The sequence below is a fragment of the Nitrospirillum goiasense genome, from assembly GCF_034427435.1.
Taxonomy (GTDB): Bacteria; Pseudomonadota; Alphaproteobacteria; order Azospirillales; family Azospirillaceae; genus Nitrospirillum.
Genome location: NZ_JAXQNP010000002.1, coordinates 1414533 through 1435704, shown reverse-complemented (window position 1 = coordinate 1435704; position 21172 = coordinate 1414533). Strand labels below are relative to the sequence as shown.

General features: G+C 67.5%; 16 protein-coding genes and 1 pseudogene. 4 read left to right on the top strand and 13 right to left on the bottom strand.

Annotated elements, in window-relative coordinates:
• Nucleotides 1-231 precede the first annotated feature (231 nt).
• The 8 genes from lpdA to zapE all read right to left on the bottom strand — a co-directional run bounded on the left by lpdA (nt 232) and on the right by zapE (nt 12820).
• Entirely contained in the window at nt 232-1644 is a 1413-nt protein-coding gene (gene lpdA, locus ULB03_RS09125) for a dihydrolipoyl dehydrogenase (protein ID WP_145729760.1), read from the bottom strand.
• A 216-nt stretch (nt 1645-1860) separates the two neighbouring features.
• Nucleotides 1861-3087 (bottom strand): 2-oxoglutarate dehydrogenase complex dihydrolipoyllysine-residue succinyltransferase, encoded by a 1227-nt coding sequence (gene odhB / locus ULB03_RS09120; RefSeq protein WP_322482853.1) that lies wholly within the window; start codon nt 3085-3087, stop codon nt 1861-1863.
• Between the two features lie 86 nt (nt 3088-3173).
• Nucleotides 3174-6113, bottom strand: a complete 2940-nt coding sequence (locus ULB03_RS09115) for a 2-oxoglutarate dehydrogenase E1 component (protein ID WP_322482852.1) — start codon at nt 6111-6113, stop codon at nt 3174-3176.
• 476 nt (nt 6114-6589) lie between these two features.
• Nucleotides 6590-7465: a succinate--CoA ligase subunit alpha gene (gene sucD / locus ULB03_RS09110; protein WP_004274388.1), complete on the bottom strand. Its 876-nt coding sequence runs from the start codon at nt 7463-7465 to the stop codon at nt 6590-6592.
• A 2-nt stretch (nt 7466-7467) separates the two neighbouring features.
• The gene (sucC, locus tag ULB03_RS09105; protein ID WP_145729764.1) at nt 7468-8664 is read right to left on the bottom strand and encodes an ADP-forming succinate--CoA ligase subunit beta; all 1197 of its coding nucleotides are present in this window, start codon (nt 8662-8664) and stop codon (nt 7468-7470) included.
• Nucleotides 8665-8889: 225 nt separating this feature from the next.
• The gene (gene mdh / locus ULB03_RS09100) at nt 8890-9849 is read right to left on the bottom strand and encodes a malate dehydrogenase (RefSeq protein ID WP_322482851.1); all 960 of its coding nucleotides are present in this window, start codon (nt 9847-9849) and stop codon (nt 8890-8892) included.
• Between the two features lie 469 nt (nt 9850-10318).
• Complete coding sequence (locus ULB03_RS09095) at nt 10319-11596, bottom strand: DUF2336 domain-containing protein (protein WP_322482850.1); 1278 nt, start codon at nt 11594-11596, stop codon at nt 10319-10321.
• A 99-nt stretch (nt 11597-11695) separates the two neighbouring features.
• Nucleotides 11696-12820, bottom strand: a complete 1125-nt coding sequence (gene zapE / locus ULB03_RS09090; RefSeq protein WP_322482849.1) for a cell division protein ZapE — start codon at nt 12818-12820, stop codon at nt 11696-11698.
• Nucleotides 12821-13119: 299 nt separating this feature from the next.
• On the opposite strand from zapE, the gene leuD reads away from it, so the two are divergent.
• Nucleotides 13120-13734, top strand: coding sequence for a 3-isopropylmalate dehydratase small subunit (leuD, locus tag ULB03_RS09085; protein WP_322482848.1), 615 nt, complete (start codon nt 13120-13122; stop codon nt 13732-13734).
• 210 nt (nt 13735-13944) lie between these two features.
• Complete coding sequence (gene leuB / locus ULB03_RS09080) at nt 13945-15054, top strand: 3-isopropylmalate dehydrogenase (RefSeq protein ID WP_322482847.1); 1110 nt, start codon at nt 13945-13947, stop codon at nt 15052-15054.
• An 82-nt stretch (nt 15055-15136) separates the two neighbouring features.
• Here leuB and ULB03_RS09075 read toward each other — a convergent pair whose 3' ends face one another.
• From ULB03_RS09075 to ULB03_RS09065, 3 genes are all read right to left on the bottom strand, one after another.
• On the bottom strand, nt 15137-16429 hold the full coding sequence (locus ULB03_RS09075; protein WP_322482846.1) for a pentapeptide repeat-containing protein: 1293 nt from the start codon (nt 16427-16429) through the stop codon (nt 15137-15139).
• 145 nt (nt 16430-16574) lie between these two features.
• Nucleotides 16575-16835: a hypothetical protein gene (locus ULB03_RS09070; protein ID WP_322482845.1), complete on the bottom strand. Its 261-nt coding sequence runs from the start codon at nt 16833-16835 to the stop codon at nt 16575-16577.
• Between the two features lie 44 nt (nt 16836-16879).
• Entirely contained in the window at nt 16880-17221 is a 342-nt protein-coding gene (locus tag ULB03_RS09065) for an Mpo1-like protein (RefSeq protein WP_322482844.1), read from the bottom strand.
• Nucleotides 17222-17409: 188 nt separating this feature from the next.
• Between ULB03_RS09065 and ULB03_RS09060 the strand changes: the two genes are divergently transcribed.
• Entirely contained in the window at nt 17410-18429 is a 1020-nt protein-coding gene (locus tag ULB03_RS09060; RefSeq protein WP_322482843.1) for an aspartate-semialdehyde dehydrogenase, read from the top strand.
• 79 nt (nt 18430-18508) lie between these two features.
• On the opposite strand, the gene ULB03_RS09055 is transcribed toward ULB03_RS09060, so the two are convergent.
• On the bottom strand, nt 18509-19036 hold the full coding sequence (locus ULB03_RS09055) for a hypothetical protein (RefSeq protein WP_322482842.1): 528 nt from the start codon (nt 19034-19036) through the stop codon (nt 18509-18511).
• A 208-nt stretch (nt 19037-19244) separates the two neighbouring features.
• Between ULB03_RS09055 and ULB03_RS09050 the strand changes: the two are divergent.
• Nucleotides 19245-20128: pseudogene (locus tag ULB03_RS09050) on the top strand (HpcH/HpaI aldolase/citrate lyase family protein).
• Between the two features lie 10 nt (nt 20129-20138).
• Here ULB03_RS09050 and ULB03_RS09045 read toward each other — a convergent pair.
• On the bottom strand, nt 20139-21167 hold the full coding sequence (locus ULB03_RS09045; RefSeq protein ID WP_322482841.1) for a hypothetical protein: 1029 nt from the start codon (nt 21165-21167) through the stop codon (nt 20139-20141).
• Nucleotides 21168-21172: the final 5 nt, after the last annotated feature.

Below are 21172 nucleotides of genomic sequence, written 5' to 3'. Positions count from 1 at the left end.
CAAAACGGCGCCGGGTCACCCCGGCGCCGTTTTTCGCATTCCCGGAGGGGAAGACTGCTCATACCAGCGGCATGAGATTTCGGCTCATGCCGCTGTAGGACGCGACTGCGTCCGCCGGAGCGTTTTGGGGAGCGCCAGCGGACTGAAACGCGAGGAAGCCCAGGCCACGGATGTGGCCGCCCGGCGCTTGAGGGACGGCATTTGAACGGCCACGATCAAATGCCGTTGATATTACATGTGGATGGTGCGGCCCAGCACGCCCAGGGCCGCTTCCTTGATGGCCTCGGTCAGCGTGGGGTGGGCGTGGCTGGTGCGGGCGATGTCTTCGGACGAGGCGCCGAACTCCAGGGCCAGCGCCAGTTCCTCGATCATCTCACCCGCCGAGGCGCCGATGATGTGGGCGCCCAGCAGCTTGTCGGAATGGGCGTCGGCCAGCAGCTTCACGAAGCCCTCGGTAGCCTGCATGGAGCGGGCGCGGCCGTTGGCGGTGAAGGGGAACTTGCCGACCTTGTAGTTGACGCCGGCGGCCTTCAACTGCTCCTCCGTCTTGCCGACGGAGGCGATTTCCGGCCAGGTGTAGACCACGCCCGGGATGGCGTCGTAGTTGATGTGGCCGGACTGGCCCGCCATCACCTCGGCGCAGACCACGCCCTCTTCCTCGGCCTTGTGGGCCAGCATGGCGCCGGCGATGACGTCGCCGATGGCCCAGATGCCGGGCACGTTGGTGCGGAAGTGGTGGTCGGTCTTGACGCGCTTGCGCTCGTCCAGCTCCACGCCGACCTTGTCCAGGCCCAGGCCCTCGGTGTAAGGGCGGCGGCCGATGGCCACCAGCACCACGTCGGCCTCGATGGTCTCGGCCGTGCCGCCGGCGGCGGGCTCGACCGTCAGGGTGACGCCGGTGTCGCTGGCCACGGCCGAGGTGACCTTGGTCGACAGCTTGAAGGACAGGCCCTGCTTGGCCAGGATGCGCTGCGACTGCTTGGAAACCTCACCGTCCATGCCGGGCAGGATGCGGTCCAGGAACTCCACCACCGTGACCTGCGCGCCCAGGCGCTGCCAGACGGAGCCCAGTTCCAGCCCGATGACGCCGCCGCCGATGACCACCAGGCGCTTCGGCACGCCGGCCAGCTCCAGGGCACCGGTGGAGGAGACGATGCGCTTCTCGTCGATGGTCACGCCCGGCAGGGGCATGACGTCGGAGCCGGTGGCGATCAGGATGTTCTTGGTGGTGACGGTCTCGGTGGCGCCGTCCTCCTTGGTCACCGTCACCTGGCCCGGGGCGGCGATGCTGCCCTTGCCGGTGAAGCGGGTGATCTTGTTCTTCTTGAACAGGAACTCCACGCCGGTGACGTTGGACTTAACCACGTCGTCCTTGTGCTTCATCATCGTCGGCAGGTCGAGCTCGACACCCGACACCTTGACGCCGAAGTTGCCCAGGGAGTGGCTGGCCTCCTCGAACTTCTCGCTGGCCACCAGCAGGGCCTTGGAGGGGATGCAGCCCACGTTCAGGCAGGTGCCGCCCAGGGTCTTGCGCATCTCGACGCAGGCGACCTTCATGCCCAGCTGGGCCGCGCGAATGGCCGCGACATAGCCGCCGGGGCCGCTGCCGATGACGACGAGGTCGAATTGGGTTTCGGTGGTCATGTTTGGGTTCCCTCAGGCGCCGAGCGCGGGCACCCGCCCGCTTGGCTTCCTCGATTTCCAGTCCGCTACGCTCCCCGGAAATCTGCGGCGGCCGCGGTCGCGGCCTAGTCGCTATCGCTCCGGATACGATGGGCGTTAGGGAGCAGGCGCCGAATGTTGGATTAAGCGATCAGGCAGTCAGCAAACGGGGGGCCCGTGGGCCCCCCATCCGTCGGATCAGACATCCAGCAGGATGCGTTCCGGGTTCTCCAGGCATTCCTTGACCCGCACCAGGAAGGTTACGGCCTCGCGGCCGTCGATGATGCGGTGATCGTAGGACAGGGCCAGGTACATCATCGGGCGGATGACGATCTGGCCGCCGACGACCATCGGACGCTCCTGGATCTTGTGCATGCCCAGGATACCCGACTGCGGGGCGTTCAGGATGGGCGAGCTCATCAGCGAGCCGTACACACCACCGTTGGAGATGGTGAAGGTGCCGCCGGTCATGTCCGCCATGGACAGCTTGCCGTCGCGGGCCTTCTTGCCCAGCTCGTTGATGCTCTGCTCGATCTTGGCGAAGCCCATCTGGTCGGCGTCGCGCACCACGGGAACCACCAGGCCGGTCGGCGTGCCGACGGCGACACCGATGTCGTAGTAGTTCTTGTAGATGATGTCGGTGCCCTCGATCTCGGCGTTGACGGCCGGGATTTCCTTCAGGGCGACCAGGCAGGCCTTCACGAAGAAGGACATGAAGCCCAGCTTCACGCCGTGCTTCTTCTCGAACTGGTCCTTCAGCTCGTTGCGCAGCTTCATCACGTTGGTCATGTCCACCTCGTTATAGGTGGTCAGCATGGCCGCGGTGTTCTGGGCGTCCTTCAGGCGGGCGGCGACGGTCTGCCGCAGGCGGGTCATGCGCACCCGCTCCTCACGGTCGGCGCGCGCGCGCGGGCCGGCCGGGGCCTTGGCGATCGGGGCCGGCGCGGCGACCGGGGCCGGGGCGGCCAGGTGGTCGATCACGTCACCCTTGGTGACGCGGCCGTCCTTGCCGGTGCCGGCGATGGCGGCGGGGTTGACGCCGGCGTCGGCGGCGATCTTGGCGGCGGCGGGCATCACGCCAGCCGAAGCGCCAGCGGCCGGAGCGGCGGCCGGGGCGGCGACCGGCGCCGGGGCGGCGGTCTTGGCCGGGGCCGGGGCGGCGGCGGGAGCGGCGGCCGCGGCGGCGCCACCCTCGGTGATCAGGCCCAGCACGGCGCTGACGCCCACATTGGCGCCCTCGGCGGCCAGGATCTCACCCAGCGTGCCGGAGGCCGGGGCGTTCACTTCCAAGGTGACCTTGTCGGTCTCCAGCTCCACCAGCGTTTCATCCGCCTTGACGCTGTCGCCAACCTTCTTCAGCCACCGCGCGACCGTCGCTTCCGACACGGACTCGCCGAGGGTGGGCACCAGGATTTCCGTCGCCATGTTTTTGGGACCTTGGTTCGTTTCTAACAGAGGGTTTCAGAATAAAATCATTCCGGGGCCGCAACGGGCCCCGGAACGTTATGGGATCAAGCGATGGTCAGCGCCTCGTCCAGGAACTTGGCCAGTTCCTGGTTGTGGCGCTTCAGCTGGCCGGCTGCCGGCGAGGCGGCCTCGGCGCGGCCCACATAGGACGGACGGCCCGCCTTGTGGTTCAGCTCCTTCAGCACGGCCTCGATACGGCGGTCGACGAAGCTCCAGGCGCCCATGTTCGCGGGCTCTTCCTGGCACCACACCACCTCGGCGTTGGGATACTTGGCCAGCTCCACCTTCAGGGCGTCGTGCGGGAAGGGGTACAGCTGCTCCAGACGCAGGAAGGCCACGTCCTTCACGCCGCGGTTCTCCCGCTCCTGGAACAGGTCGTAGTAGACCTTGCCCGAGCAGAGGACGACACGGCGGATCTTCGCCGGCTCGACCAGATCCACGCCGGTCTCGTACAGGACCCGGTGGAAGGACTCGTTGCCGGTGAACATGGCCAGGTCGCTGACGCACAGCTTGTGACGCAGCAGCGACTTGGGGCTGAAGACCACCAGCGGCTTGCGGAACTCACGGTTCACCTGGCGGCGCAGCACATGGAAGTAGTTGGCCGGGGTGGTGCAGTTCACGATCTGCCAGTTGTCCTCACCGGACAGCTGCAGGAAGCGCTCCAGACGGGCGGAGCTGTGCTCCGGACCCTGGCCCTCATAGCCGTGCGGCAGCAGCATGGTCAGGCCGGACATGCGCAGCCACTTGCTTTCGCCCGAGCTGATGAACTGGTCGATGATGGCCTGGGCGCCGTTGACGAAGTCGCCGAACTGCGCCTCCCACAGGACCAGGGCGTGCGGCTCGGCCAGGGTGAAGCCATATTCAAAGCCCAGCACGGCCGCTTCGGACAGCGGGCTGTCGTGGACCTCGAACCGGGCCTGGCCCTCTGGGTGGCCCGGGGCGCGGATGTGGTCCAGCGGCACGTACTTGGCCTCGGTGGTCTGGTCGACCAGCACGCAATGACGGTGCGAGAAGGTGCCGCGGCCCACGTCCTGGCCGGACAGGCGCACGGGCACGCCTTCCACCAGCAGGGTGCCGAAAGCCAGCGCCTCGGCCGTGGCCCAGTCCAGGTCCTTGCCGGTGGCGAACATCTCCTGCTTGGCCTTGAGCTGACGCACCACCTTGGCGTTCACGTCCACGCCTTCCGGCACGGCGGAGATGGCCTTGCCCACCTCCTGCAACAGGTCCATGGACGCGGCGGTCTTGCCCTTGCGGTCGTCGTTCTTGGCGGCGCTCAGGCCCTGCCACTTGCCTTCCAGCCAGTCGGCCTTGTTCGGCTTGTAGGTGGTCGAGGCCTCAAACTCCGCTTCCATGGCCTTGTGGAAGTCCTTGACGAAACCGTCGGCTTCCTCAGCCGTGATCACACCCTCGGCGATCAGCTGCTTGGCGTACAGCTCGCGGGTGGTGGGGTGGTTGCGGATGGCCTTGTACATCAGCGGCTGGGTGAACGCCGGCTCATCGCCTTCGTTGTGGCCCTGGCGGCGATAGCACACGATGTCCAGCACCACGTCCTTCAGGAACTTCTGACGGAACTCCACGGCGATGCGGGTGACGTGGATCACGGCCTCGGGATCGTCGCCGTTGACGTGGAAGATCGGCGCCTGGATGGCCTTGGCCACTTCCGTCGGGTACGGGCCGGAACGGGCGTACTGCGGCGCGGTGGTAAAGCCGATCTGGTTGTTGGTGATGATGTGGATGATGCCGCCGGTGCGGTAGCCCTTCAACTCGGACAGCAGCAGCGTCTCGGGCACCAGGCCCTGGCCGGCGAAGGCGGCGTCGCCGTGCAGCAGCAGGCCGATGACCTCGGCGCGGGCCTCATCGGACGGCGGCATGGTGGAGCGCTGCACCTGCTTGGCGCGGACCTTGCCGCACACGACCGGGTTCACCACCTCCAGGTGCGACGGGTTGGCCGTCAGCGACAGGTGGATGGAGTTGCCGTCGAACTCACGGTCGGCCGAGGTGCCCAGGTGGTACTTCACGTCGCCCGAGCCCTGCACATCCTCAGGATTGGCGGCGTTGCCCTGGAATTCGGAGAAGATGGCCTTGTACGGCTTGTTCATCACGTTGGCCAGCACGTTCAGGCGGCCGCGGTGCGCCATGCCGATCACCAGTTCCTTGAGGCCCAGCTGACCGCCGCGCTTCAGGATCTGCTCGATGGCGGGGATCCAGACCTCACCGCCCTCCAGGCCGAAGCGCTTGGTGCCGGTGTACTTCAGCTGCAGGAAGCGCTCGAAGCCCTCGGCGGCCGTCAGGCGCTGCAGGATGGCCTTCTTGCCCTGGACGGTGAAGTCGGTCTGGTTGCGGATGCCCTCGATGCGCTCCTGAATCCAGGCCTTCTGTTCCGGATCCTGGATGTGCATGAACTCCACGCCGATGTGGCCGCAATAGGTGCGCTGCACCGCGTCCACGATCTGGCGCAGGGTGGCCGTCTCCATCCCCAGCACGTTGTTGATGAAGATCGGGCGATCCAGGTCGGCGTCGGTGAAGCCGTAGGTCTTGGGATCCAGCTCCGGATGCTCGCTGCGCTTCTCCAGGCCCAACGGGTCCAGCTTGGCCATCAGGTGGCCGCGGACGCGGTAGGCACGGATGAGCATCAGGGCGCGGATGCTGTCCAGCTGGGCCTGACGCAACTGCTCGGGCGTGATGCCACCAGCAACCGCGCCGTTCGCGGCCGGGGCGGCGGCGCCATTGGCACCCTTGGCGCCCTTTGCCGGGGCGGCCGGCTTGGCGTCGGGGTCGGGCACGGCGATGACGGCGGCCTTGTTGGGCGCCCAGCTCGCCCCCTTGATTTCGCCCAGCACGACGCGGGCATCGTCATCCAGCCCGGCGAAGAAGCTGCTCCACGAAGGATCGACGGAGGCCGGATCCTGCAGGTAGCGGGCGTAAAGCTCGGCGACGAAGGTCGCGTTGCCGGCGAAAAACAGGGAGCTTTGATCGGTTACCATGGCGCTCTGCGCTTGATCTGGGAGGGATAGGGCGCCCGCGTCTATGTGGCAGGGCGTCCCGATGGGACCGAAATTCGCGTTCTTTTACGCCATGATACCAGCGCCTTCAATATGCGACGGCGCGGGGGCCGTTGCCACGAAAACGCCTACCACGCATAAGAAACGCCCAGTTCCCGCAACAAACTCATCACGAACAAAAGGGACCTTACTCTTTTGTTGCGCGGCACTGGACAAAGCGGGCCATCACGGACGGTGGGCGCGCACCCATCAAACTTATTTGATGTGCACGCAAACAATGAGGTGGCACCGCTGTCCCATGGGGTCAAGCGACCGACGGGAAACGATGCCTCATGCCAGCCATGGAAAAACGGCGGCCCGGGGTTCCAGACGTACGCTGGGGCCGGTGCCGCCGTTCTTTCCTGGGGCCGGCCCGGAAATCCGGACCGGCCGTCACTTGACCTTGCAGAGGCCGGGCCTTAGCCCTTCAGCGCCTTCAGCATGGTGGAACCCAGGCTGGCGGGGCTGTCGGCGACATGGATGCCGGCGGCGCGCAGGGCCTCGACCTTGAAGTCGGCCGTGTCGTTGCCGCCGGAGATCACGGCGCCCGCGTGGCCCATGCGGCGGCCCGGGGGGGCCGTGCGGCCGGCGATGAAGCCGACGACCGGCTTCTTCGTCTTGCTGTCGCGGATGAACTCGGCGCCGTCGACTTCCGCCGAACCGCCGATTTCACCGATCATGATGATGCCCTCGGTCTCCGGATCGTCGAGGAACAGCTGCAGGCTGTCCACGAAGTTGGTGCCGTTGACCGGGTCGCCGCCGATGCCGATGCAGGTGGTCTGGCCCAGGCCGGCCGCGGTGGTCTGCGCCACGGCCTCATAGGTCAGGGTGCCGGAGCGGCTGACGATGCCGATCTTGCCACGCTTGTGGATGTGGCCGGGCATGATGCCGATCTTGCACTCGTCCGGGGTGATGACGCCGGGGCAGTTCGGGCCGATCAGGCGGGTCTTGGACCCGGCCAGGGCGCGCTTCACCGTCACCATGTCCAGCACCGGGATGCCTTCGGTGATGCAGACCACCAGGGGGATCTGGGCGTCGATGGCCTCCAGGATGGCGTCCGCGGCGAAGGGCGGCGGCACGTAGATCACCGAGGCGTTGGCGCCGGTGGTGTGCACGGCCTCGGCCACGGTGTCGAACACCGGCAGGTCGAGGTGGGTGGTGCCGCCCTTGCCGGGGGTCACGCCGCCGACCATCTTGGTGCCGTAGGCGATGGCCTGTTCGGAGTGGAAGGTGCCCTGCGCGCCGGTGAAGCCCTGGCAGATCACCTTGGTGTTCTTGTCAACCAACACGGCCATGATTACGCGGCCTCCTTCACGGCCTTGACGATCTTTTCAGCGGCGTCGGCCAGGTTGTCGGCGGACAGGATCGGCAGGCCGGACTCGGCCAGGATCTTCTTGCCCAGCTCGACGTTGGTGCCTTCCAGACGGACGACCAGCGGAACGTGCAGGCTGACCTCACGGGCCGCCGCCACCACGCCCTCGGCGATGACGTCGCAGCGCATGATGCCGCCGAAGATGTTGACCAGAATGCCTTCGACATTCGGATCGGACAGGATGAGCTTAAACGCGGTGGTCACGCGCTCACGGGTGGCGCCGCCGCCCACGTCCAGGAAGTTGGCCGGCTCGCCGCCGTACAACTTGATGATGTCCATGGTGGCCATGGCCAGGCCGGCACCGTTGACCATGCAGCCGATGTTGCCATCCAGCTTCACATAGTTCAGGCCGTGCTTCGTGGCCTCGGTCTCCGACGCCTCTTCCTCGCTCTCGTCACGGAGCTCTTCGATGTCCTTGTGACGGTAGAGGGCGTTGTCGTCGAAGTTCATCTTGGCGTCGAGGGCGATGATCTCACCGGCGCCGGTCACGACCAGCGGGTTGATCTCGACCTGCGAAGCGTCCAGCTCCACGAACGCCTTGTACATGGCGGACAGGAACTTCACCGCGGCGCCGACCTGCTTGCCTTCCAGCTTCAGGCCGAAGGCGATCTGGCGAGCGTGGTAGCCCTGCAGGCCGCTGACCGGGTCGATGGCGATCTTGACGATCTTCTCGGGGTGGCTGTGGGCCACTTCCTCGATTTCCATGCCGCCCTCGGTCGAGGCGATCACGGTGACGCGGGAGGTGGCGCGGTCCAGCAGCAGGGAGAGGTACAGCTCGCGCTTGATGTCGCAGCCTTCCTCGACATAGAGGCGCTTGACCTCCTTGCCTTCCGGACCGGTCTGCTTGGTCACCAGCGTGTGGCCCAGCATTTCCTTGGCGTTGGACACGACGTCGTCGATCGACTTCACGACGCGGACGCCGCCCTTGCCCTCGGGGTTCTCCTTGAACCGCCCGGCGCCACGGCCGCCGGCGTGGATCTGGGACTTCACGACCCACACGGGGCCGCCCAGGTCCGTGGCCACGGTCTTGGCCTCTTCGGGGGTGTAGGCGACGCCGCCGCGGGGTACCGCGACGCCGTATTTCTTCAGCAGGCCCTTGGCCTGGTATTCATGAATATTCATTCGGGGATCGCCCGCTTCCGGTTGGGAAACGGCCTCGCAAAGTTTGCGGCCGATCGCGGGGCCAACCCCGCGCCGCGGGCACTGTAGAGAGCAATGCCGGGGCGATCAACCGCGTAAGTGACGGAAAGGCGGCGTCGGGCGCTATTCCGGTATCTATTTGCCAAATGGCCCCGCCTGCACAGGGCGGACGGGGCCATTCAGAACGTCATACCGGAACCCGAACGATCAGCCGGCGACCTTGGCGGTGACGTCGACCAGCTGCTGCACGGCGGCAACGGACTTGTCGAAGTTGGCCTTTTCCTCGGCGTTCAGCTCGATCTCGATGATCTTCTCGACGCCGCCGGCGCCGATGATCACCGGCACGCCGATGTACAGGCCGTCCACGCCATACTGGCCGGTCAGCTTAGCGGCGCAGGGCAGAACGCGCTTCTTGTCCTTCAGGAAGCTCTCGGCCATGGCGATGGCGGAGGCGGCCGGGGCGTAGAAGGCGGAACCGGTCTTCAGCAGGCCGACGATCTCGGCGCCACCGTCACGGGTGCGCTGCACGATCTTGTCCAGCTTCTCCTGCGTGGTCCAACCCATCTTCACCAGGTCGGGCAGCGGAATGCCGGCGACGGTGGAGTAGCGGACGGAGGGGACCATGGTGTCGCCGTGGCCACCCAGCACGAAGGCGGTGACGTCCTCGACCGAGACCTTGAACTCGTCCGCCAGGAAGTGGCGGAAGCGGGCGCTGTCCAGCACGCCGGCCATGCCGACCACCTTGGCCGGGTCGAAGCCGGTCACCTGCTGCATCAGGCCGACCATGGCATCCAGCGGGTTGGTGATGACGATGACGAAGGCGTTCGGGGCGTGTTCCTTGATGCCCGCGCCGACGCTCTTGATGACCTTGGCGTTGATGCCGACCAGGTCGTCACGGCTCATGCCCGGCTTGCGCGGCACGCCGGCGGTGACGATCACCACGTCGGCGCCGGCGATGTCGGCATAGTCGGAGGCGCCGGTCAGGGCGCTGTCGAACCCTTCCACGGGGGCGGCTTCGGCGATGTCCAGCGCCTTGCCCTTGGCGACACCCTCGAAATCAGGGATGTCGAACAGGACGATGTCGCCAAGCTCCTTCAGGCCGGCCAACAGGGCCAGGGTGCCGCCGATCTGGCCGGCGCCGACCAGCGCGATCTTCTTGCGTGCCATGGTTGGGTTCCTCGAACTTCGGGTTGAATGAAAAGGCGTCACGAAACTACGGGGACCACGCCCGGCCAATGACGGAAAGGCATCGGGCAAGGTCCCGGAAAGTCGCCGTGCGGGGTCCCAGGCGCCAGGGCGCCCGGCCTTCGGGGCCCGAGGAACGAGGGAGCCCGCGGCGGGCTGCTTAGCCTGAATCCGCCCGCTGGGCAAGGCGCCCCTTGCAGCCGCAGGCGCGCGCCGCCGCCATGGCAGGCTTCCGGCAAAAGGTATGGCCCGGAACCAAGGGGCGGGCGCACGATCTCCAGTCCCTGGCAGGCCCGCAGCATGTACGGCATTTGATCGCGGCCGCTCAAATGCCGCCCCTCAGGCGCCGGGCGGCCACATCCGTGGCCTTGGCTTCCTCAATTTCCAGTCCGCTGCGCTCCCCGGAAATTTCCGGCGGACGCGGTCGCGTCCTTGAGGCTGGGAAAAAGCCTTACTTCGGCCGAATGTCGAACAGCTCCAGGTGCCAATGCATCTCGACATCGGTCATGGGATAGTCGGTTCCCAGCCGGGCGTTCAGCAGCTTGCGCGGCGCGATGCCGGCGCCCCGGGCCTGCAAGGTGCGGGCGCCCCGCATGGAGAAGCCCGCCCGCCAGGCCAGCGCCGTCACCGCTTTGGGGCTTTGCGTCGCCAGGACGCGGCGCACGGCGTCCACCGGCACCCGGGCCAGCAGCGCCACCGCCTCCTGGGCGAAGTCACGGTCGCCCCAGCTCAGGGCGTCGCACACCACATCCTCGTTCAGGCCGCCGCCAGCCGCCAAGCGCGCCGCCTTCTCCGCAGCCCCCTCGCGCTTGGCATAGCCCGCCGCCCAATCCAGCCGGCGGGAGGCCGCGGCGACCACGGCCTCCACCCCCGCCCGGTCCAGCCCCTGCCCCGCCAATCCGTCCCGCAGGGCGTCCTGCACCGCGTCAGCCAGGCGTTGCGACACCTCCGCCGGGCCGGCGGGCGGCGCCCCGGGGCCATCGGTGGGCGCATTCGGATCAGGTACCTCTTCGGCGCCATCGCCGGCCGCGACCCCGCCAAGGGGCATGTGACCCCGCTCCGCCAGCAGGCGGCGGGCCTTGGGCGAGAGGTCGGCGCCGGGGTTGCCGGCCAGGGTGGCCCACGACTGGTGGTCGCCCATGGCGACCACGGCGTCGCCCACGGGCTGGGACACGGTGCGCCGCCCGGCCACCGCCTCCACCACCCAGGGTTCGGGCCGGCGGGACAAGATGTCCAGCAGCTCCTCATCCGACAGCGCCATGCACCAGCGCAGCACCGGCCCGGCCACGTCGCGCGCCACATCGCGGGCCAGGGTCACCGCCAGCTTGGGCGGGGCGCATTCCACGTCGGCCAGGGCGCTGGACAGCGCCGTGCGCACGCGGATGACCTGATCGGCGGCCAGCAACTCCAACGCGGCGAAGGCCACATCGCGCATGGCCCCGACCTCGGGACGGGACAGGTCGGGCAGAAGGCGGGTCAGCTTGTCCGCCAGCAGGGCCCGTACCCGGTCGCTGGGGTCGCGCGCCAGGCGGCCGAAGGCGCGCACGGGCGTCATGGCGTTGGTCACGACGGCGCCGCGCACCCGCTCGTCATCGTCATCGGCCAGGTAGTAGAGCAGTTCGGGCCGCGTGTCGGGACTGTTGGCCAGCGCCACGCGCGCCGCGACATCGCCGCCGGCGGCCACCGTCTTGGCGGTCTCATAATCGATGGACGGCTTGGGCGGCGGCAAGGGCTCCTCCGGCTGGGACACAGGATCGGGGGAATATTAACATGTCGGCGGGGGAACCGTCAGCGCGCCGAGGGGGCACCCCGCCAATAGGACCCACCGTTACGTGAGATGCCCCGCCGCCAGGTAGTCCTCAGCCTGCATTTCCATGAGGCGGCTGACGGTGCGCTGGAATTCGAAGGCGTGCTGGCCCTCGGGGTAGAGCTGGCCGGGCGCCGCCTCCGCCGCCATGATCAGGTGCACCTTGTGCTCGTAGAGGGCGTCGATGAAGGTCATCAGGCGCTTGGCCTCGTTGCGCAAGCTGGGGTCCAGCATGGGCACGCCATCCAGCAGCACGGTGTGATAGTGCGTGGCGATGGCCAGATAATCGCCGGCGCCCAGGGGCTGACGGCACAGCTCGTCAAAGGTGAACCAGGCGACGCCCTTGGCCTGGCGCGGCACCGGCAGCGTGCGCCCCTGCACCATCAGGTGGGTGGCGGTGGGCTGCGTGTCCGTCAGCTCGGTGAAGGTCCGTTCCAGCGCCGCCGTCGCCGCCGGCCCCAGCGGGTCGAAATAGACCTGGCGGCCCCGGATGCGGGCCAGGCGATAGTCGCGCGCCCCTTCCAGGTGCAGGACGTCCAGCTTTTCCTTCAACAGGGCGATGAAGGGCAGGAACAGGTCGCGCTGCAGGCCATTCTTGTACAGATCGTCGGGCGCCCAGTTGCTGGTCGCCACCACCACCACGCCCAGTTCGAACAGGTGGGTGAACAGCCGGCCCAGGATCATGGCGTCGGCGATGTCGGTGACGTGGAATTCGTCGAAGCACAGCAGCCAGGCCTGGTCGGCGATGGTGCGCGCCAGTTCGGGCAGCGACTCGTCGGCCCCGCTCTTGCGCAGGTCCGGACGCTGCCGCAGGGCGTGCAGCGACTGATGAACCTCCTGCATGAAGGCGTGGAAATGGACCCGGCGGCGGCGCAGCACCGGCGCCGTCTCATAAAACAGGTCCATCAGCATGGACTTGCCCCGCCCCACATCGCCATAGATGTACAGGCCCTGCGGCGCCGGGTCGGGCCGCCGCGCCAGGCCGAAGCGGGCACGCCAGCCGGACTGGCCCTGCGCCGGGCGGTAGTCCTTGAGCGCCTGATACAGGCTTTGCAGCTTTTCCGCCGCCAGTTCCTGGGCGGGATCATCCTTCAGCGTGCCGGTGCCGCGCCGGGCGCGGTAGACGGACAAGGGACCTTCAGTCATGGGGCGGCCACCGCAGTGCTGGAAAACGGGCGGTTCCTCATATCGAAACGGTTCGCCGCCAACAACAGACGCGGCCTCAACGCACCCTTGCGCCGCCCCTGCCACCATCGACAGGGGCGACGATGCACCGACGCCCCGGCGCAATATAAGTGCGTCAATTGACCCGTTGCCGTACTTCCCTTGCGTTTCGGTGGGGTCAGTCGCGCGTTGACGTATCATCGCGGATGGTTGTTGGCCCGATCCGCCTTGTGGCAGAAAGGGGCAGCGTCACCCGCATTACAGTCACCGGACGAGAGCCCATGGACAAGTTCACCATCCTGACCGGCGTCGCCGCGCCCCTGCCGATCCAGAACATCGACACGGACATGATCATCCCGGCGCGGTACCTGAAGACCATCAAGCGCACCGGTCTGGGCAGCGGGCTGTTCTCCTCCCTCCGTTTCAATGAGGACGGCAGCGACCGGGCGGACTTCATCCTGAACCAGCCGGCCTACCGCAAGGCCAGCATCCTGGTGGCGGGCGACAACTTCGGCTGCGGCTCCTCGCGGGAGCATGCGCCCTGGGCCCTGCTGGACTACGGCATCCGCTGCGTCATCGCGCCCAGCTTCGCCGACATCTTCTTCAACAACTGCTTCAAGAACGGCATCCTGCCCATCGCCCTGCCGCAAGAGGTGGTGGACCGCCTGATGGAAGAGGCGTCCAAGGGCGCCAACGCCACCTTCACCGTGGATCTGGAGAAGCAGACCATCACCACCCCCGACGGCGAAAGCGTCGGCTTCGATGTGGAGCCGTTCCGCCGCCATTGCCTGCTGAACGGCCTGGACGACATCGGCCTGACCCTGCAGCAGGTCAGCGCCATCGACGCGTTCGAGGCGCAGCAGCAGACGGGCCAGCCCTGGCGCTGGGCCCGCTGACCGGCCCCGCCGGTGATTTCGCTGTGACGGCCCAGGGACGCGCGCCTTTGGCGCGGGTTCCGGCCCAACGGGGGGTTTGCAGGATGCGGGCCCACCCGATATTTTCGCTAACCAGCACCCGCTAGGCCGCCGGCCCGGCCGGGCCGGCCCCGATGGCGGGAAGCCGGCGGCCGCGGCGGCGCCGCACCATCCGACAAAAAGGGTTCATCCATGGCCGCTTACTCTCTTCTCATGCTGCCGGGCGACGGTATCGGGCCGGAAGTCATGCGCCAGGTCCGCCGCGTCATCGACTGGATGTCCCGGCGCCGTGACCTGGAGTTCACCGTGTCGGAAGGCCTGGTCGGCGGCTGCGCCATCGACGCCTACGGCGTGCCCCTGTCCGACGAGACCATGGCCCAGGCGCTGGCCGCCGACGCCGTGCTGCTGGGCGCCGTGGGCGGCCCGAAGTGGGACGGCGTCAGCTTCGACAAGCGGCCGGAGGCCGGTCTGCTGCGCCTGCGCAAGGAAATGGAGCTGTTCGCCAACCTGCGCCCGGCGGTGGTGTTCGACGCCCTGGTCGATGCCTCGACCCTGAAGCCCGAGGTGGTGCGCGGCCTGGACATCATGATCGTCCGCGAGCTGACGGGCGGCGTCTATTTCGGTGAGCCGCGCGGCATCGAGGATCTGGGCAACGGCATCCGCCGCGGCGTGAACACCCAGGTCTACACCACCCCGGAAATCCAGCGCGTGGCCCGCGTGGCGTTCGAGCTGGCGCGCAAGCGCGGCAACAAGGTCTGCTCCTGCGAGAAGCGCAACGTCATGGAGTCGGGCCTGCTGTGGAACCAGGACGTAACGGCCCTGCACGCGGCGGAATACAAGGATGTGGAACTGAGCCACATGCTGGCTGACGCCGCCGCCATGCAGCTGGTGCGCAATCCCAAGCAGTTCGACGTCATCGTCACCGACAACCTGTTCGGCGACATCCTGTCGGACGAGGCCGCCATGCTGACCGGTTCCATCGGCATGCTGCCGTCGGCCTCGCTGGGCGCCGCCGACGCCAACGGCCGCCGCAAGGCGCTGTACGAGCCGGTGCACGGCTCCGCACCCGACATCGCCGGCCGCGACGTCGCCAACCCCATCGCCTCGCTGCTGAGCTTCGGCATGGCGCTGCGCTATTCCTTCGACCTGGGCGAGGAAGCCGACCTGCTGGACAAGGCGGTGCAGAACGTCCTGAAGGGCGGCATGCGCACGGCCGACATCATGTCCCCGGGCATGGCCCGCTGCTCCACCTCCGTGATGGGCGACAGCATCCTGCGCGAGCTGGACAAGCTGGTAGGCTGAGCCCCACGCCTCACCCGCGAAAAGAAAAGGCCTGGAGCCATGCCGGTTCCAGGCCTTTTCTTTATCGATCGCTTCGGAAGCCTTACTTGGACCGGACCTGGGCGGTGATGGCGCCGTCCAGCACGATTCCGTCCACCTGGGCATCACGCAGGTCGGCGCCGGTCAGGTCGGCCTCACGCAACACCGCGCCGCGCAGGTTGGCCCCCCGCAGATTGGCGCCCCGCAAGCGGGCCCGCGTGAACCGCGCCGGCCATTTGCGGTCCGGTTGCTCCGCACTTTCCAACAGGCCCAGGTTGGCGTCCTGCAAGTCGGCGCCATTCAGGTGGGCGCGCTCGAAATTGGCGCCGCGGCCATCCACCCCCACCAGCACCGCGTCCTGCAGGTCCGTGCATTCCAGATCGGCCATGACCAGCGAGGCCCCCGTCAGCACCAGGCGCCGGGCCATGGCGTAGGCCATCTTGGCCGCCGTCAGGTTGCGGCCTGACAGGTTGAGCGCGGTGAGGTCACGGCCTGACAGGTCGGCCCGGGTGCCGGAACGGCCGGCCGCCGCCACCCAGGTGGCGTGGTCCTCGACGACGTCCATGACCGGGCGGGCCCCCTCCTCCCCCTCGCCGGGCAGGACGGCGCCCTTGCCGCGCAGGCGGCCGATTAAGCCGGTTTCCATGATGGCGCCGCGGAAATTGGCATCCTGCAGCAGGGCGTCGTTGAAGAGGGCGTCGGTCAACACGGCGCCGGCGAAGGTGGTGCCGCTCAGCTTGGTTTCCGACAGGTTGGCGCCCTGGAGGTTGGCGCCCTTGAACACGGCGCCGCGCAGATCGGCGCCGCGCAAATCCACCCCCGACAGGTTGGCGTCGCTGAAGTCCGCGTTCAGGGTCCAGGCGCCGTTCAGGCGGCTGTCGGACAGATCGGTGCCGACGGCGATGGCGGAGGTCAGGTCGGGGATGCGGCCATCGAAGGTTTCAGGCAAAGGCTTGCCGCCGCGATAGACGGCCAGCACCGCCTCGCGCACGTCGGCCTCACGCATGCGCGCCTTGGTCAGGTCGGCGCCGCGCATGCTGACGCCGCGCAGATCCGACTTGGACAGGTCGGCCTGGCGCAGGCAGGCCAGGCGGAAGTCACAGGCGAAGAGCGAGGCGCTGCGCAGCCGCGTCCCCACCAGCTGGGCCTGATCCAGGCGGCTGCCGGTCAGATCGGCATCGGTGAGGTTCAGGGTGGACAGAACGGCGCCCCGGAGGTCGTGCAAGATGAAGGCGAAGCGGGCGCCGCCAATGCGCCCCTCAATCAATCGCTCATGCTTGCGTGCCGCCTCCAAGACCTCGGCCGGGGTAACCCGTCGCCATTCGAAACCTTCCTGGTACTGCCGTTCAGGATGCATGCGGATTAGCCACCCGACTTACCACCATCGCCCCGATCAGCCGGTGCGTTACCGCATTGTTGCACCCCCAACGAACTTTTTAGAAGGAGATTCAACCCTGTATTCGCCAAAAGAATCTGACAAAAAATGAAATAAACTTACCAAATCAGGAAACGAACTTTCGACAATTCTCCACCATTGTTCCATAGAGGGCCCTAATCAACTCTGACGGGCGCAACCGGCCGAACGGTATGTTCTCGATCGCATAGTCAACCAGCACTTCCGGTGGCTTCACCGGGACGATCTCGAAGCCAGCCTTACGCAGGCCGTCGACCACGGCCTGGGCCTGCTTGACGTAATTCTCGTTGAAGAAGGTCTTATCGGCCCGCTTGATGGACTGGGCGATGGTTTCGACGATTTGAGCCAAGGCGGCTTATCCTTCGGTGGCTGGCCTGGGTGGTGGGACGGTCGTCAGCGGCCGATGCCGTAGCGGCGGAGTTCGGGCCCCAGCCGCCCGGCCACGAACAGGAAGAACATGCGAAAGTCGCTGACCAGCGACCAGAGCGGATAGGTGAAGGTGGCGGGACGGTTGTGCTCCACGAAAAAATGGCTGATCCAGGCGAAGAAGTAGCCACAGACGGGGGCGGCGGCGAAAAAGCGCCAGTCGCGAAAAACCACCCCGGCCGCCAAAGCCAGAAGGACCAGGCCGGTGCCCAGGAAGTGCCAGGCCCGCGTGGCCGGCAGGGCGTGCTCCCCCAGGTAAAAGGGCCAGAACGCCTCATAGGTGGTGATGCGCCGTTCGTGCACCGTCATGGCTTTTCCTTCCCGTCCCGGCCGCCGCCCGCCCGTGGTTACCCCCCTCGCGGGGCGGCACTGACGCCTGCGCGCTTGCAAAGCCCGCCTGCCCGTCCTAAGTCTCCGCCGAATTAGACCAGAGCGGCCCCCGCCCCCGCAAGCGGCGGCCCCTGGGGATCCCCGCCAGAGATATGAGGAGCATGACCATGGGCTATAAAGTCGCCGTCGTGGGCGCCACGGGCAATGTCGGGCGCGAGATGCTGCAGATCCTGGCGGAACGGGAATTCCCGGTGAGCGAGGTCGTGGCCCTGGCGTCCGAGCGGTCCATCGGGTCGGAGATCAGCTTCGGCGACGATGACCTGCGGGTGCAGGATCTGGCCAAGTTCGACTTCACCGGCACCGACATCGTGCTGTCCTCGGCCGGTGCCAAGGTGTCGGCGCAGTTCGCGCCCAAGGCCGCCGCGGCCGGCGCCGTGGTCATCGACAACACCAGCCACTTCCGCATGGATCCGGACGTGCCCCTGGTGGTGCCGGAGGTGAACCCCGAGGCCATCGCCGGCTACAAGAAGAAGGGCATCATCGCCAACCCCAACTGCTCCACCATCCAGATGGTGGTGGCGCTGAAGCCCCTGCACGACCTGGCCCGCATCCGCCGCCTGGTGGTGTCGACCTACCAGTCCGTGTCGGGCGCCGGCAAGGAGGCGATGGACGAACTGTTCACCCAGACGCGCGCCATCTATGTGAACGACCCGGTCGAGAAGAAGCAGTTCACCAAGCAGATCGCCTTCAACGTCATCCCCCACATCGATGTCTTCATGGAAGACGGCACCACCAAGGAAGAGTGGAAGATGACGGTGGAGACCAAAAAGATCCTGGACCCGTCCATCAAGGTGACGGCCACCTGCGTGCGCGTGCCCGTGTTCATCAGCCATTCCGAAGCGATCAATGTGGAGTTCGAGAACCCCATCAGCGCCGATGAGGCCCGCGCCGCCCTGCGCCGGGCCAAGGGCGTGTCGCTGATCGACCACCAGGCCGACGAGGGCTATGTCACCCCCGTCGAGGCCGCCGGCGACGACCTGGTGTTCGTCAGCCGCCTGCGTGAGGACATCACGGTGGAGAACGGGCTGAACCTGTGGGTGGTGTCCGACAACCTGCGCAAGGGTGCTGCCCTGAACGCCGTGCAGATCGCCGAACGCCTGATCAAGGACCACCTGGCCAAGAAGTAAGCGCCGGCCTCGCCGGCTGACAAAAAGGGCGCCGCCTTCACCAGGCCGGCGCCCTTTTCCATGTGCCCCGTGGCCCAGCTCAGGGTTGCTGGGCCGTCACTTCCATTTCACAGATGGGGGAGGCCATGCCGCGCGCCGACAGGCGGACATGCATGCCCTGGGCGTCGCGCACCTTGAGGGTGGTGGAGGCACCGGCCGCCAGGTCCATGGTGCGGCCGGCCGTGGCCACCGTGCTGTCGGTCAGGATGTATTCCAGGGTGCAGCGGCGGTTGCCGGTGTTGTGGAACAAGGCCTCGCCCGGGCCGCTGATCTTGAAGCCGAAACTGCGGCCGTCGTTGAAGTCCAGCCGGCCGGCGCAGGGGCTGCCCACACCCACCACGCATTCCACGTCGCGCGGCGGCGCCTTGGCATTGCCCACCAGGCGGGGATCGCGCAGCAGGGGCTGATTGGCGGTCACCGACTCACCGGCGCCGGGCGCGCCGCCTGGCTGGCCGGTCCCTTGCGGCGGCGGGGCCACCTGGGCCACGGCGATACCGGCGGTCAGGCAAAGCAGGGCCGCCGCGTAGAGGGACGAAAAAGGGGAAGGACGGCGGGTGCGCGACGGCATCGGGGAACGGCTCCTCGTGGCAATGGACCGCGCCCTTTGCGGGAAGGGACGGCGGCCTTTCCTAGGGGTAGCCCCGTGGCGGCCTATCGGCAAGCCGCAAGACACGGGACATAGGGACGCAAACCCTGTTACCACGCGGGGATGGCGACCAGCCGTCGCCGCCGTCACACTATCGCCCCGCGCCCGTTCTTTTTTGTGAGCCGCCGCCATGCCCGCATCCATCCGCCCCCGCCGCTCCGCCCTGTACATGCCCGGATCCAACGCCCGCGCACTGGAAAAGGCCAGGGACCTGGACGCCGACGTGCTGATCCTGGATCTGGAGGACGCGGTGGCGCCCGATGCCAAGGAGCAGGCCCGCGCCCAGGTGCTGGCCGCCGTCGCCGCCGGCGGCTTCGGCCGGCGCGAGGTGCTGATCCGCACCAACGGCCTGGACACGCCCTGGGGCCATGCCGACCTGGCCGCCACCGCCCGGTCGGGAGCCCATGGGGTGCTGATCCCGAAGGTGGAGTCGGATGAGGCGGTGCGACAGGCTGACCGGCTGCTAGCCGCCCATGGCGCGCCTCGGGAGCTTCCCCTGTGGGTCATGATGGAAACGGCCTTGGGCATGCTGAACGCGAAGGAGATCGCCTGCGCCTCCCCCGCCTGTCGGGCATGGTGCTGGGCACCTCGGATTTGGCCAAGGAACTGCACGCCCAGCATACGCCGATGCGCCTGCCCATGATCACGGCCCTGGGCCTATGCCTGCTGGCGGCCCGCGCTCATGGCCTGGCCATCCTGGATGGCGTGCATCTGGACCTGGACGACGCGGCGGGTCTGGAAGCCAGTTGCCGCCAGGGGGTGGAACTGGGCTTTGACGGCAAAACCCTGATCCATCCCAAGCAGCTGGCGGCCGCCAACGCCGCCTTCGCCCCAGACGCGGCGTCCCTGGACCGCGCCCGCCGCATCATCGCCGCCCACGCCGAGGCCATGGCCCAGGGCAAGGCCGTGGTGCTAGTGGACGGCCGCCTGGTGGAAGCCCTGCATGTGGCGGAGGCCCACCGGCTGGTGGCGCTGGCGGAAGCGATCAGCGACCCGGACCGCGCGGCCCCTTGAGCCGGAGTCTTCAGGTTTCCCCTTTCATGGAGCGGCGCTCCACGGTCACCGGCTGGATGGCGTAGCCACCGAATGCCGTCAGCGCAGCCCGCATCGTCGACCAGGCCCAGTTCTCGGGTTCGCCGTCATTCAACCTGAACCACCCGACGTAGTTCTTGGAATAGCCCGGCTCCCGGAACCCCATTTTGTTCAACTTGCGGCCCACCGCCGCCGTGATCACCCGGCGCAAGGCTGGATTGGCCTCCGCGGACTCGATCTCGCACGGGATGACGGGCTCACCCGTCTTGCTGCACTGGATGTGAAACTCGCCCCAACTGAGGATGACGCCCCGGCGACCAGGCCCGCTCACCCCCAGCAGCCAGGTGTAGGCGTCACCGATCTCCTTGACGTTTTGCTTGACCAGGGCCTCAGCCTTTTCGGCATCCATGGGTATGGATTTCAAGGGTTTGGGCAGGTGCGCCTCGTCCTCGTCATCCATGCCCGCGACCTCGCAATTTTCCTCCAGGTCCTTCGGGGAGCGGTCGTTGAACGCGATCTCCCCACCGAAGTCGCGGCCGGCGGGGTTGCGCGGCGGGCAGGCCACGGCCGGATAAGAACCAGTTTCCGTCACGATGTCAGACACGTCGACATCGTAACCACCGACCAGCGTGGCGACCATGAAACCGGCCAGCTTGTCGTTCGGCCACTGCGACGGGTCCAGACGCGCGACGAAATTGCCGGTTTTCCGGTCGGAGACGTAGCCCAGTTCCTTCAGGTTCGCCCGTCGCTTCTTGCTCAAGGCGTGGCGCATCCAGGGCTGCCCCCGCGGCCCCGCCGCCTCGCAGGTGATGACCGTCTCATGGGGCGCCCGCCGGCATTGCACGAACTGGTCACCGTCATGCGCCTCCACTGCGGCGCCGCGCCCATCCATCTGATCGGCATGCGCCAAAGCGGCGACCGCCCTGGTCAACACCTGCTGCGGCGCGTCCTTGGCCTTGGCCTCGCACGACAGTGCGCCCGCCAGCGACAGACCCACGACGATAACCGTCACGCCCTTCATCGATG